This is a genomic window from Escherichia sp. E1V33 (assembly GCF_004211955.1).
In the GTDB taxonomy this organism is placed as follows: Bacteria; Pseudomonadota; Gammaproteobacteria; order Enterobacterales; family Enterobacteriaceae; genus Escherichia.
Genome location: NZ_RHJI01000017.1, coordinates 81,407 through 93,741, shown reverse-complemented (window position 1 = coordinate 93,741; position 12,335 = coordinate 81,407). Strand labels below are relative to the sequence as shown.

The window sequence follows — 12,335 nt, the reverse complement described above, 5'->3', positions numbered from 1 at the left end:
GCAGTATTTCGAATTGCGACAAGGCGGCAACTGAACGAATCCTTGGGAACTTAAAAAAGTAAGTGACTAAGGTGAGTGAAGGCAGCCAAGGCAGTAGCGGTTCGAAAGACGAAGATTAAGCGGGAATAGCTCAGTTGGTAGAGCACGACCTTGCCAAGGTCGGGGTCGCGAGTTCGAGTCTCGTTTCCCGCTCCAAAATTTGAAAGTGCTGAAAAGCACAGACCACCCAAGCGGGAATAGCTCAGTTGGTAGAGCACGACCTTGCCAAGGTCGGGGTCGCGAGTTCGAGTCTCGTTTCCCGCTCCAAATTCTTCTCCCAATAAAATATCCACAGCGACGCGATGCGTTATTGCTGGTTTTTATTGTCTCTGACAAACTCTTGTAAACAGAGTTATCCACAGGTCCGGGCTGTAATCTTAATTTCAGAAAAACTTCGCACGGTGAATAGTAATTTTTTAACTTGTTGATATATAAGTTGGAAAATAAGATTGTGTTTTGTCGTATCGATCACTTGACGATGATATTCGTCTTGAATTGCAATGCGTTTTTATTTTTATTCACAAGCTGTGGATGAATCAGGCGTCACGTGGTAGTCCCTTTTCAATTACACGAACCAGGCGCTGTTTTTTCGGTAATTGCACTTCGACCACGCAGGTATTTCGTCTCTCTATTTGCTGCGCAATCGCCCACGCTATATGCTCATCAAGAAGTGGGTGCTCACCTTTACGACTTTCCAGCGCCGTCAGAATTGCTTCATCCCAGGGAGCATTGCCTAATGCTACGGCGATATTACGCAGCCAACGCAGATGACCTATACGGCGAATCGCCGATCCTTCTGTGACTTTTAAAAACTTCTCTTCGCTCCAGGCAAAAAGCTCAATGAGTTCCGGTGCGTGTAGCGGCTTACGCGGGCTGAAATCGTCTTCAGTTGTCAGTTGTGAATAGCGATTCCACGGACAAATAAGCTGGCAGTCATCGCAGCCGTAAATACGGTTTCCCATTAACGGTCGCAACTCTTCCGGGATAGCCCCTTCCAGTTCAATGGTGAGATAAGAAATACAGCGGCGAGCATCGACGGTATATGGCTCGACGATGGCCCCGGTCGGGCAAATCGTCATACAGGCCACGCATTTACCACATCCTTCCTCGACCGGTTGATCCACAGGTAGCGGGATATCTACCAGCAATTCGCCTAAAAAGAAGAACGAACCGGCCTCGCGATTGAGGATAAGTGAGTGCTTACCTGTCCAGCCAAGCCCCGCTTTTTCAGCTAACGGGCGCTCAAGAACAGGCGCAGAATCGACAAACGGTCTAAAATTCAGCGAAACACAATGTTGCTGAATCATCTCGCCCAGCTTTTTGAGTCGGTTGCGCAGAAGTTTGTGATAGTCACGGCCCAGCGCATAACGGCTAACATAGCCGAGTTTGGGATTTTTCAGCGTGCTGGCAAATGCGGCGTTGGCAGGCAGATAATTCATCCGTACGCTAATTACGCGCAGCGTACCGGGCAATAATTCGTGAGGGCGGGCGCGCAGCATACCGTGACGCGCCATCCAGTCCATTTCGCCGTGGTATTGTTTGTCCAGCCATGCTTGCAGTTTTGGCTCGGACTCGCTGAGATCGGTATCGGTAATACCTACCTGCTGAAAGCCCAGTTCCAGCCCCCACTGTTTAATTTTTTGCGCTAACTGATTGAGATCGAGGGGCTCTGACATGACGGACCATACAATGAAGAAAAACCCCGTAAGTATACCACACACTGTCTGGCACGCCGATGATATCCGCCGCGGCGAGCGCGAGGCGGCCGATGCGCTGGGGCTAACGCTCTATGAGCTGATGCTTCGCGCTGGCGAAGCCGCATTTCAGGTGTGTCGTTCGGCTTATCCTGACGCCCGCCACTGGCTGGTGCTGTGCGGTCACGGCAATAACGGCGGCGATGGCTACGTGGTCGCGCGGCTGGCAAAAGCGGTCGGCATTGAGGTCACGCTGCTGGCTCAGGAGAGCGACAAACCGTTACCAGAAGAGGCCGCGCTGGCACGCGAGGCATGGTTAAACGCGGGAGGCGAGATCCATGCGACGAATATTGTCTGGCCCGAGTCGGTGGATCTGATTGTTGATGCGCTGCTCGGCACCGGATTGCAGCAAGCGCCGCGCGAATCCATTAGCCAGTTAATCGACCACGCTAATTCCCATCCTGCGCCAATTGTGGCGGTTGATATGCCTTCCGGTCTGCTGGCAGAAACCGGCGCCACGCCAGGTGCGGTGATCAACGCTTCTCACACTATTACCTTTATTGCGCTGAAACCTGGCTTGCTCACCGGGAAAGCGCGGGATGTTACCGGACAACTGCATTTTGACTCTCTGGGGCTGGATAGGTGGCTGGCAGGTCAGGAGACGAAAATTCAACGGTTTTCAGCTGAACAACTTTCTCACTGGCTGAAACCGCGTCGCCCGACATCGCATAAAGGCGATCACGGGCGACTGGTGATTATCGGCGGCGATCACGGTACGGCGGGCGCTATCCGTATGACGGGCGAAGCGGCGCTACGTGCTGGTGCTGGTTTAGTCCGAGTGCTGACCCGCAGTGAAAACATTGCGCCACTGCTGACTGCACGCCCGGAATTGATGGTGCATGAACTGACTATGGACTCCCTTACCGAAAGCCTGGAATGGGCCGATGTGGTGGTGATTGGCCCTGGTCTGGGTCAGCAAGAGTGGGGGAAAAAAGCCCTGCAAAAAGTTGAGAACTTTCGCAAACCGATGTTGTGGGATGCCGATGCATTGAACCTGCTGGCAATCAATCCCGATAAGCGTCACAATCGCGTGATCACGCCGCATCCTGGCGAGGCTGCACGGTTGTTGGGCTGTTCCGTCGCTGAAATTGAAAGTGACCGCTTACATTGCGCCCAACGTCTGGTAAAACGTTATGGCGGCGTAGCGGTGCTGAAAGGTGCCGGAACCGTGGTTGCCGCGCATCCTGACGCCTTAAGCATTATTGACGCTGGAAATGCAGGCATGGCCAGCGGCGGCATGGGCGATGTGCTCTCTGGTATTATTGGCGCATTGCTTGGGCAAAAACTGTCGCCGTATGATGCAGCGTGCGCGGGCTGTGTCGCACACGGTGCGGCAGCTGACGTACTGGCGGCGCGTTTTGGTACGCGCGGCATGCTGGCAACCGATCTCTTTTCCACGCTACAGCGTATTGTTAACCCGGAAGTGACTTATAAAAACCATGATGAATCGAGTAATAGCGCTCCCTGATGAGCAGGCAACATTAGAGCTGGGTGAGCGGGTGGCCAAAGCCTGCGAAGGTGCAACCGTAATCTATCTGTACGGCGATTTAGGCGCAGGTAAAACCACCTTCAGCCGGGGCTTTTTACAGGCTCTGGGTCATCAGGGTAATGTCAAAAGCCCTACTTATACGCTGGTCGAACCCTATACGCTCGACAACTTAATGGTTTATCACTTTGATTTGTATCGTCTTGCCGATCCCGAGGAGCTGGAGTTTATGGGGATCCGCGATTATTTTGCCAACGATGCCATCTGCCTGGTGGAGTGGCCACAACAAGGTACAGGTGTTCTTCCTGACCCGGACGTCGAAATACACATTGATTATCAGGCACAAGGCCGTGAGGCGCGCGTGAGTGCTGTCTCCTCTGCGGGTGAATTGTTGCTGGCGCGTTTAGCCGGTTAACCTTTGAAAGGTGGCGGGATGATGTATCGCATCAGAAATTGGTTGGTAGCGACGTTGGTGCTGCTGTGCGCGCAGGCTGGCGCCGCTACGCTCTCTGATATTCAGGTTTCTAACGGCAATCAACAGGCGCGGATAACGTTGAGTTTTATTGGCGATCCTGATTATGCGTTTAGCCATCAAAGCAAACGCACCGTGGCGCTCGATATCAAACAAACGGGCGTGATTCAGGGGCTGCCGTTGTTGTTCAGCGGCAATAATCTGGTGAAGGCGATTCGCTCTGGAACGCCTAAAGATGCACAAACGCTACGGCTGGTGGTCGATCTTACCGAAAACGGTAAAACCGAAGCGGTGAAGCGGCAGAATGGTAGCAATTACACTGTCGTTTTTACGATTAACGCCGATGCGCCGCCACCGCCTCCTCCGCCGCCTGTGGTTGCGAAACGCGTTGAAACGCCTGCGGTTGTCGCACCGCGTGCCAGTGAACCGGCGCGCAATCCGTTTAAAACAGAAAGCAACCGTACCACGGGCGTTATCAGCAGCAATACGGTTACGCGTCCGGCAGCCCGCGCGACGGCTAACACTGGCGATAAAATTGTCATCGCTATTGATGCCGGACACGGCGGTCAGGACCCTGGCGCTATCGGCCCCGGCGGCACGCGGGAGAAAAATGTCACCATCGCCATTGCGCGTAAATTACGTACCTTGCTCAACGACGATCCGATGTTTAAGGGCGTTTTAACCCGTGACGGGGATTACTTTATCTCGGTGATGGGGCGCAGTGATGTGGCACGTAAGCAAAACGCCAATTTCCTCGTGTCGATTCATGCTGATGCCGCACCAAACCGTAGTGCCACCGGCGCTTCCGTATGGGTGCTCTCAAACCGTCGTGCAAACAGCGAGATGGCAAGCTGGCTGGAACAGCATGAGAAACAGTCGGAGTTGCTGGGCGGGGCGGGCGATGTGCTGGCCAATAGTCAGGCAGACCCGTACCTAAGCCAGGCGGTGCTGGATTTACAATTCGGTCATTCCCAGCGGGTGGGGTATGATGTGGCGACCAATATGATCAGTCAGTTGCAACGCATTGGCGAAATTCATAAACGCCGACCAGAACACGCTAGCCTTGGCGTTCTGCGTTCGCCGGATATCCCGTCAGTACTGGTCGAAACTGGTTTTATCAGCAATAACAGTGAAGAACGTTTGCTGGCGAGCGACGATTACCAACAACAGCTGGCAGAAGCCATTTACAACGGCCTGCGCAATTACTTCCTTGCGCATCCAATGCAGTCTGCGCCGCAGGGTGCAACGGCACAAACTGCCAGCACGGTGACGACGTCAGATCGCACGCTGCCAAACTAAGGACGATTGATGCCAATTCAGGTCTTACCGCCACAACTGGCGAACCAGATTGCCGCAGGTGAGGTGGTCGAGCGACCTGCGTCGGTAGTCAAAGAACTGGTGGAAAACAGCCTCGATGCGGGTGCGACGCGCATTGATATTGATATCGAACGTGGCGGGGCGAAACTTATCCGCATTCGTGATAACGGCTGCGGTATCAAAAAAGACGAGCTGGCGCTGGCGCTGGCGCGTCATGCCACCAGTAAAATTGCCTCTCTGGACGATCTCGAAGCTATTATCAGCCTGGGCTTTCGCGGTGAGGCGCTGGCGAGTATCAGTTCAGTTTCCCGCCTGACGCTCACTTCACGTACCGCGGAGCAGCAGGAAGCCTGGCAGGCTTATGCCGAAGGGCGCGATATGGACGTGACGGTTAAACCGGCGGCCCATCCTGTGGGAACGACGCTGGAAGTGCTGGACCTGTTCTACAATACTCCGGCACGGCGCAAATTCCTGCGCACCGAGAAAACCGAATTTAACCATATTGATGAAATCATCCGCCGCATCGCACTGGCGCGTTTCGACGTCACTATCAACCTGTCGCACAACGGCAAAATCGTACGCCAGTACCGTGCAGTGCCGGAAGGCGGGCAAAAAGAACGGCGCTTAGGCGCGATTTGCGGCACCGCTTTTCTCGAACATGCGCTGGCGATCGAATGGCAACACGGCGATCTCACGCTGCGCGGCTGGGTGGCTGATCCGAATCACATCACGCCCGCACTGGCGGAAATTCAGTATTGCTACGTGAATGGTCGCATGATGCGCGATCGCCTGATCAATCATGCGATCCGCCAGGCCTGTGAAGACAAATTGGGCGCCGATCAGCAACCGGCATTTGTGTTGTACTTAGAGATCGACCCGCATCAGGTGGACGTCAACGTGCACCCCGCCAAACACGAAGTGCGCTTTCATCAGTCGCGACTGGTGCATGATTTTATCTATCAGGGCGTGCTGAGCGTGCTGCAACAGCAGCTGGAAACTCTTTTGCCGTTGGAAGATAACGCCCAGTCAGCAGCACCGCGCCATATACCGGAAAACCGCGTGGCAGCAGGGCGTAATCACTTTGCTGAACCGGCAGTTCGTGAGCCAGTGGCTCCGCGTTACTCTTCGTCTTCATCTCCTGCGCCTGCTGCAAGTAGCGGTAGCCGTCAGGCTGCCCCGTGGCCGAACGCGCAACCGGGCTACCAGAAACAGCAAGGCGAAGTGTATCGCCAGCTGTTGCAAACGCCTGCACCGATGCACAAACCAAAAGTGCAAGAATCGCAGGAACTTACGCTGGCTGCGAATGGTCAAAGCTTTGGTCGGGTGCTGACTATCGTCCATTCGGACTGTGCGCTGCTGGAACGTGACGGCAATATTTCACTTTTAGCCCTGCCGGTGGCGGAACGCTGGTTACGTCAGGCGCAGTTAACGCCGGGAGATGCGCCGGTCTGCGCTCAGCCGCTGCTTATTCCGCTGCGGCTAAAAGTCTCAGGTGAAGAAAGATCGGCCTTAGAAAAAGCGCAGCCCGCACTGGCGGAATTGGGTATTGAATTTCAGTCCGATGCGCAGCATGTGACCATCAGGGCCGTGCCTTTACCCTTACGCCAACAAAATTTACAAATCTTGATTCCTGAACTGATAGGCTACCTGGCGAAGCAGTCCGTATTCGAACCTGGCAATATTGCGCAGTGGATTGCACGAAATCTGATGAGCGAACATGCGCAGTGGTCGATGGCACAGGCCATTACCCTGCTGGCGGACGTAGAACGGTTATGTCCGCAGCTTGTGAAAACGCCACCGGGTGGTCTGTTACAATCTGTTGATTTACATCCGGCGATAAAAGCCCTGAAAGATGAGTGATATCAGTAAGGCGAGCCTGCCTAAGGCGATTTTTTTGATGGGGCCGACGGCCTCCGGTAAAACGGCGTTAGCCATTGAGCTGCGTAAAATTTTACCAGTAGAGTTGATAAGCGTTGATTCTGCCCTTATTTACAAAGGGATGGATATCGGGACGGCGAAGCCGAACGCTGAAGAGTTACTCGCCGCGCCGCACCGATTGCTGGATATTCGCGATCCGTCGCAGGCTTACTCGGCCGCTGATTTTCGCCGCGATGCGCTGGCGGAGATGGCCGATATCACGGCGGCGGGGCGGATCCCGCTGTTAGTGGGCGGTACGATGTTGTATTTCAAGGCGTTGCTGGAAGGGTTGTCGCCACTACCGTCGGCGGACCCGGAAGTACGGGCCAGAATTGAGCAACAGGCGGCAGAGCAAGGTTGGGAGTCATTGCATCGTCAACTTCAGGAGGTAGATCCGGTTGCGGCAGCAAGGATTCATCCAAATGATCCACAAAGGCTTTCCCGAGCACTGGAAGTTTTTTTCATTTCGGGTAAAACTTTAACGGAACTGACGCAAACGTCAGGAGACGCTCTACCGTATCAGGTGCATCAGTTCGCCATCGCCCCGGCGAGCCGTGAACTGCTCCATCAACGAATTGAGCAGCGTTTTCATCAGATGTTGGCTTCAGGTTTTGAAGCAGAAGTCCGGGCGCTTTTTGCCCGAGGAGATTTGCATACGGATTTGCCTTCCATTCGTTGCGTGGGTTATCGCCAGATGTGGTCCTACCTTGAAGGCGAAATCTCATACGATGAAATGGTTTATCGAGGTGTTTGCGCCACGAGACAGTTGGCGAAGCGGCAAATAACCTGGCTGCGTGGTTGGAAAGGGGTTCACTGGCTTGACAGTGAAAAACCAGAGCAGGCGCGTGACGAAGTATTACAGGTTGTTGGTGCTATCGCAGGCTGAATGTGTACAATTGAGACGTATCGTGCGCAATTTTTTCAGAATCGAAAGATTCAAAGTACAAATAAGCATATAAGGAAAAGAGAGAATGGCTAAGGGGCAATCTTTACAAGATCCGTTCCTGAACGCACTGCGTCGGGAACGTGTTCCAGTTTCTATTTATTTGGTGAATGGTATTAAGCTGCAAGGGCAAATCGAGTCTTTTGATCAGTTCGTGATCCTGTTGAAAAACACGGTCAGCCAGATGGTTTATAAGCACGCGATTTCTACTGTTGTTCCGTCTCGTCCGGTTTCTCATCACAGTAACAACGCCGGTGGCGGTACCAGCAGTAACTACCATCATGGTAGCAGCGCGCAGAATACTTCCGCGCAACAGGACAGCGAAGAAACCGAATAAGGTTTCGGGCTGTTTTTTTTACACGGGGAGCCAGCGATCCTGCGTTCCCCGCTGATCTATTTAGAGGGTTATACGCTTGTTTGACCGTTATGATGCTGGTGAGCAGGCGGTACTGGTACACATCTATTTTACGCAAGACAAAGATATGGAAGACCTCCAGGAGTTTGAATCTCTGGTCTCTTCCGCCGGTGTCGAAGCATTGCAGGTGATTACCGGTAGCCGTAAAGCGCCGCACCCAAAGTATTTTGTAGGTGAAGGTAAAGCAGTTGAAATTGCGGAAGCTGTCAAAGCGACGGGTGCTTCGGTCGTTCTTTTTGACCATGCCCTGAGCCCGGCGCAGGAGCGTAACCTGGAGCGTTTGTGCGAGTGTCGTGTTATCGACCGCACCGGCCTTATTTTAGATATTTTCGCCCAACGTGCACGTACCCATGAGGGTAAGTTGCAGGTTGAGCTGGCGCAGCTGCGCCATCTGGCTACGCGCCTGGTGCGTGGCTGGACCCACCTTGAAAGACAGAAAGGCGGGATCGGTTTGCGTGGTCCGGGTGAAACCCAGCTCGAAACCGACCGTCGTTTGTTGCGTAATCGCATCGTGCAGATACAGTCGCGCCTGGAAAGAGTTGAAAAGCAGCGTGAGCAAGGGCGGCAATCGCGTATCAAAGCCGACGTTCCTACTGTTTCGCTGGTGGGATATACCAACGCCGGTAAATCTACCCTTTTCAATCGCATCACCGAAGCGCGGGTCTACGCGGCAGACCAGTTGTTTGCCACCCTGGACCCGACGTTGCGGCGTATTGACGTCGCAGATGTCGGTGAAACCGTGTTGGCAGATACCGTAGGGTTTATTCGCCACCTGCCGCACGATCTTGTGGCGGCATTTAAAGCCACGCTGCAAGAGACGCGGCAAGCCACATTACTGCTGCACGTCATTGACGCGGCGGATGTGCGTGTACAAGAAAACATCGAAGCGGTGAATACGGTTCTTGAAGAGATCGACGCTCACGAGATCCCAACCCTGCTGGTGATGAACAAGATCGATATGCTGGAAGATTTCGAACCGCGTATCGATCGGGACGAAGAGAACAAACCGATCCGTGTCTGGCTTTCCGCACAGACCGGAGCGGGGATACCACAGCTTTTTCAGGCTTTGACGGAGCGGCTTTCCGGTGAGGTGGCGCAGCATACATTGCGTTTGCCGCCGCAGGAAGGGCGTCTGAGAAGTCGTTTTTATCAGCTTCAGGCAATAGAAAAAGAGTGGATGGAGGAGGACGGCAGCGTAAGTCTGCAAGTTCGTATGCCGATCGTTGACTGGCGTCGCCTCTGTAAACAAGAACCGGCGTTGATCGATTACCTGATCTAACGGCGTAGCGTCTGAAGCGTGGAGTCATATCCTCTGGCGTCGAAAGACAACAGGGATCACCGCATAACAAATATGGAGCACAAACATGGCGTGGAATCAGCCCGGTAATAACGGACAAGACCGCGACCCGTGGGGAAGCAGCAAACCTGGCGGCAACTCTGAGGGAAATGGAAACAAAGGCGGTCGCGATCAAGGGCCACCTGATTTAGATGATATCTTCCGCAAACTGAGCAAAAAGCTCGGTGGTCTGGGCGGCGGTAAAGGCACCGGATCTGGCGGTGGCAGTTCATCGCAAGGCCCGCGCCCGCAGCTTGGCGGTCGTGTCGTTACCATCGCAGCGGCAGCGATTGTCATTATCTGGGCGGCCAGTGGTTTCTATACCATTAAAGAAGCCGAACGCGGCGTGGTAACACGCTTTGGTAAATTCAGCCATCTGGTTGAGCCGGGTCTGAACTGGAAACCGACGTTTATTGACGAAGTCAAACCGGTGAACGTGGAAGCCGTGCGTGAACTGGCCGCTTCCGGTGTGATGCTGACGTCGGACGAGAACGTAGTGCGCGTTGAGATGAACGTGCAGTACCGCGTAACCAATCCGGAAAAATATCTGTATAGCGTGACGAGTCCGGATGACAGCCTGCGTCAGGCTACCGACAGCGCCCTGCGCGGGGTTATCGGTAAATACACCATGGACCGCATTCTGACGGAAGGTCGTACCGTGATTCGTAGCGATACTCAGCGCGAACTGGAAGAGACGATTCGTCCGTATGACATGGGTATCACTCTGCTGGACGTCAACTTCCAGGCAGCTCGTCCGCCGGAAGAAGTAAAAGCGGCGTTTGACGATGCGATCGCCGCGCGTGAAAACGAACAGCAATACATTCGTGAAGCAGAAGCATATACCAACGAAGTTCAGCCGCGTGCGAACGGTCAGGCGCAACGTATCCTCGAAGAGGCGCGTGCGTACAAGGCCCAGACCATCCTGGAAGCCCAGGGTGAAGTGGCGCGCTTTGCTAAACTTCTGCCGGAATATAAAGCCGCGCCGGAAATTACTCGCGAGCGTCTGTATATCGAGACGATGGAAAAAGTGTTGGGCAACACCCGCAAAGTGCTGGTTAACGATAAAGGTGGCAACCTGATGGTTCTGCCGTTAGACCAGATGCTGAAAGGTGGTAACGCCCCTGCAGCGAAGAGCGATAACGGTGCCAGCAATCTGCTGCGTCTGCCGCCAGCCTCTTCCTCCACAACCAGTGGGGCAAGCAACACGTCGTCCACCAGTCAGGGCGATATTATGGACCAACGCCGCGCCAACGCGCAGCGTAACGACTACCAGCGTCAGGGGGAATAACGATGCGTAAGTCAGTTATCGCGATTATCATCATCGTGCTGGTAGTGCTTTACATGTCTGTCTTTGTCGTCAAAGAAGGTGAGCGCGGTATTACGCTGCGTTTTGGTAAGGTACTGCGTGACGATGACAATAAACCTCTGGTTTATGAGCCGGGTCTGCATTTCAAGATACCGTTTATTGAAACGGTGAAAATGCTCGACGCGCGTATTCAGACCATGGACAACCAGGCCGACCGCTTTGTGACCAAAGAGAAGAAAGACCTGATCGTCGACTCTTACATCAAATGGCGCATCAGCGATTTCAGCCGTTACTACCTGGCAACGGGCGGTGGCGACATTTCGCAAGCGGAAGTGCTGTTGAAACGTAAGTTCTCTGACCGTCTGCGTTCTGAAATTGGTCGCCTGGACGTGAAAGACATCGTCACCGATTCCCGTGGTCGTCTGACCCTGGAAGTGCGTGACGCGCTGAACTCCGGTTCTGCGGGTACAGAAGATGAAGTGACTACCCCGGCGGCAGATAACGCCATTGCCGAAGCGGCAGAGCGCGTAACGGCTGAGACGAAGGGCAAAGTTCCGGTCATCAACCCGAACAGTATGGCGGCGCTGGGTATTGAAGTTGTCGATGTGCGAATTAAGCAGATCAACCTGCCGACCGAAGTGTCTGAAGCGATCTACAACCGTATGCGCGCCGAGCGTGAAGCGGTAGCGCGTCGTCACCGTTCACAAGGTCAGGAAGAAGCGGAAAAACTGCGCGCGACTGCCGACTATGAAGTGACCAGAACGCTGGCAGAAGCTGAGCGTCAGGGCCGCATCATGCGTGGTGAAGGCGATGCCGAAGCAGCCAAACTGTTTGCTGATGCATTCAGTAAAGATCCGGACTTCTACGCATTCATCCGTAGCCTGCGTGCTTATGAGAACAGCTTCTCTGGCAATCAGGACGTGATGGTCATGAGCCCGGATAGCGATTTCTTCCGCTACATGAAGACGCCGACTTCCGCAACGCGTTAATATAACGACTGCGGTACAGGTCAATAAAGCCACCGCATCCTCAGGGATGTCGGTGGTTTTCTTTTTCTATAAGGATAATGAATGAATTCGACAATCTGGCTGGCGCTTGCCCTGGTTTTGGTACTGGAAGGTTTAGGGCCGATGCTTTACCCGAAGGCATGGAAGAAGATGATCTCTGCGATGACCAATTTGCCCGATAATATTTTACGTCGTTTTGGCGGTGGACTTGTGGTTGCGGGCGTTGTGGTCTACTACATGTTGAGGAAAACGATTGGCTGAGCAAAAAATAGACTGACTAAGGTCATTTTTGGATGCAAAAAGTGCTGTAACTCTGAAAAAGCGATGGTAGAATCCATTTTTA

At 53.7% G+C, this 12,335-nt stretch carries 12 protein-coding genes and 2 tRNA genes; 13 read left to right on the top strand and 1 reads right to left on the bottom strand.

Translation table 11 applies throughout. From position 1 onward, the window contains the following. Positions 1 to 119 precede the first annotated feature (119 nt). The 3 genes from D9742_RS15960 to D9742_RS15950 all read left to right on the top strand — a co-directional run bounded on the left by D9742_RS15960 (position 120) and on the right by D9742_RS15950 (position 593). Positions 120 to 195 (top strand) — tRNA-Gly (locus tag D9742_RS15960). A gap of 35 nt (positions 196 to 230) precedes the next feature. Continuing rightward, positions 231 to 306, top strand: a tRNA-Gly gene (locus tag D9742_RS15955). 233 nt (positions 307 to 539) lie between these two features. Further along, complete coding sequence (locus D9742_RS15950) at positions 540 to 593, top strand: hypothetical protein (RefSeq protein WP_100699686.1); 54 nt, start codon at positions 540 to 542, stop codon at positions 591 to 593. Here D9742_RS15950 and queG read toward each other — a convergent pair. Further along, a complete protein-coding gene (gene queG / locus D9742_RS15945) occupies positions 576 to 1,715 on the bottom strand; it encodes a tRNA epoxyqueuosine(34) reductase QueG (RefSeq protein ID WP_130237542.1) in 1,140 nt (379 codons plus the stop codon). The genes D9742_RS15950 and queG overlap by 18 nt on opposite strands. Here queG and nnr point away from each other — a divergent pair. The 10 genes from nnr (at position 1,714) to D9742_RS15895 (ending at position 12,253) form a co-directional block, all read left to right on the top strand. Beyond that, positions 1,714 to 3,261 (top strand): bifunctional ADP-dependent NAD(P)H-hydrate dehydratase/NAD(P)H-hydrate epimerase, encoded by a 1,548-nt coding sequence (gene nnr, locus D9742_RS15940; RefSeq protein WP_130237541.1) that lies wholly within the window; start codon positions 1,714 to 1,716, stop codon positions 3,259 to 3,261. The genes queG and nnr overlap by 2 nt on opposite strands. Continuing rightward, positions 3,233 to 3,694 (top strand): tRNA (adenosine(37)-N6)-threonylcarbamoyltransferase complex ATPase subunit type 1 TsaE, encoded by a 462-nt coding sequence (gene tsaE, locus D9742_RS15935; protein ID WP_130237540.1) that lies wholly within the window; start codon positions 3,233 to 3,235, stop codon positions 3,692 to 3,694. Before nnr ends, tsaE begins: the two co-directional genes overlap by 29 nt. A gap of 18 nt (positions 3,695 to 3,712) precedes the next feature. Further along, positions 3,713 to 5,050, top strand: a complete 1,338-nt coding sequence (gene amiB / locus D9742_RS15930) for an N-acetylmuramoyl-L-alanine amidase AmiB (protein WP_130237539.1) — start codon at positions 3,713 to 3,715, stop codon at positions 5,048 to 5,050. A gap of 9 nt (positions 5,051 to 5,059) precedes the next feature. Further along, positions 5,060 to 6,928 (top strand): DNA mismatch repair endonuclease MutL, encoded by a 1,869-nt coding sequence (mutL, locus tag D9742_RS15925; protein ID WP_130237538.1) that lies wholly within the window; start codon positions 5,060 to 5,062, stop codon positions 6,926 to 6,928. Then, positions 6,921 to 7,871 (top strand): tRNA (adenosine(37)-N6)-dimethylallyltransferase MiaA, encoded by a 951-nt coding sequence (gene miaA, locus D9742_RS15920; RefSeq protein WP_130237537.1) that lies wholly within the window; start codon positions 6,921 to 6,923, stop codon positions 7,869 to 7,871. Before mutL ends, miaA begins: the two co-directional genes overlap by 8 nt. Positions 7,872 to 7,956: 85 nt before the next feature. Beyond that, positions 7,957 to 8,265 carry an RNA chaperone Hfq gene (gene hfq / locus D9742_RS15915; protein WP_001051883.1) on the top strand — a complete coding sequence of 103 codons (309 nt, stop codon included), beginning with the start codon at positions 7,957 to 7,959 and terminating at the stop codon, positions 8,263 to 8,265. Positions 8,266 to 8,341: 76 nt separating this feature from the next. Further along, on the top strand, positions 8,342 to 9,622 hold the full coding sequence (hflX, locus tag D9742_RS15910; RefSeq protein ID WP_000460360.1) for a ribosome rescue GTPase HflX: 1,281 nt from the start codon (positions 8,342 to 8,344) through the stop codon (positions 9,620 to 9,622). An 85-nt stretch (positions 9,623 to 9,707) separates the two neighbouring features. After that, positions 9,708 to 10,967 carry an FtsH protease activity modulator HflK gene (gene hflK, locus D9742_RS15905; RefSeq protein WP_000312488.1) on the top strand — a complete coding sequence of 420 codons (1,260 nt, stop codon included), beginning with the start codon at positions 9,708 to 9,710 and terminating at the stop codon, positions 10,965 to 10,967. Positions 10,968 to 10,969: 2 nt separating this feature from the next. After that, positions 10,970 to 11,974, top strand: coding sequence for a protease modulator HflC (gene hflC / locus D9742_RS15900; protein ID WP_001232412.1), 1,005 nt, complete (start codon positions 10,970 to 10,972; stop codon positions 11,972 to 11,974). A gap of 81 nt (positions 11,975 to 12,055) precedes the next feature. After that, a complete protein-coding gene (locus D9742_RS15895) occupies positions 12,056 to 12,253 on the top strand; it encodes a DUF2065 domain-containing protein (RefSeq protein WP_001089295.1) in 198 nt (65 codons plus the stop codon). Positions 12,254 to 12,335: the final 82 nt, after the last annotated feature.

What these genes read in the sequence shown, in the direction of transcription:
- nnr (WP_130237541.1), top strand. Translation starts at nt 1,714, where the DNA reads ATGACGGACCATACAATGAAGAAAAACCCCGTAAGTATACCACACACT.
- queG (WP_130237542.1), bottom strand. Translation starts at nt 1,715, where the DNA reads ATGTCAGAGCCCCTCGATCTCAATCAGTTAGCGCAAAAAATTAAACAG.
- tsaE (WP_130237540.1), top strand. Translation starts at nt 3,233, where the DNA reads ATGATGAATCGAGTAATAGCGCTCCCTGATGAGCAGGCAACATTAGAG.
- amiB (WP_130237539.1), top strand. Translation starts at nt 3,713, where the DNA reads ATGATGTATCGCATCAGAAATTGGTTGGTAGCGACGTTGGTGCTGCTG.
- mutL (WP_130237538.1), top strand. Translation starts at nt 5,060, where the DNA reads ATGCCAATTCAGGTCTTACCGCCACAACTGGCGAACCAGATTGCCGCA.
- miaA (WP_130237537.1), top strand. Translation starts at nt 6,921, where the DNA reads ATGAGTGATATCAGTAAGGCGAGCCTGCCTAAGGCGATTTTTTTGATG.
- hfq (WP_001051883.1), top strand. Translation starts at nt 7,957, where the DNA reads ATGGCTAAGGGGCAATCTTTACAAGATCCGTTCCTGAACGCACTGCGT.
- hflK (WP_000312488.1), top strand. Translation starts at nt 9,708, where the DNA reads ATGGCGTGGAATCAGCCCGGTAATAACGGACAAGACCGCGACCCGTGG.
- hflC (WP_001232412.1), top strand. Translation starts at nt 10,970, where the DNA reads ATGCGTAAGTCAGTTATCGCGATTATCATCATCGTGCTGGTAGTGCTT.
- D9742_RS15895 (WP_001089295.1), top strand. Translation starts at nt 12,056, where the DNA reads ATGAATTCGACAATCTGGCTGGCGCTTGCCCTGGTTTTGGTACTGGAA.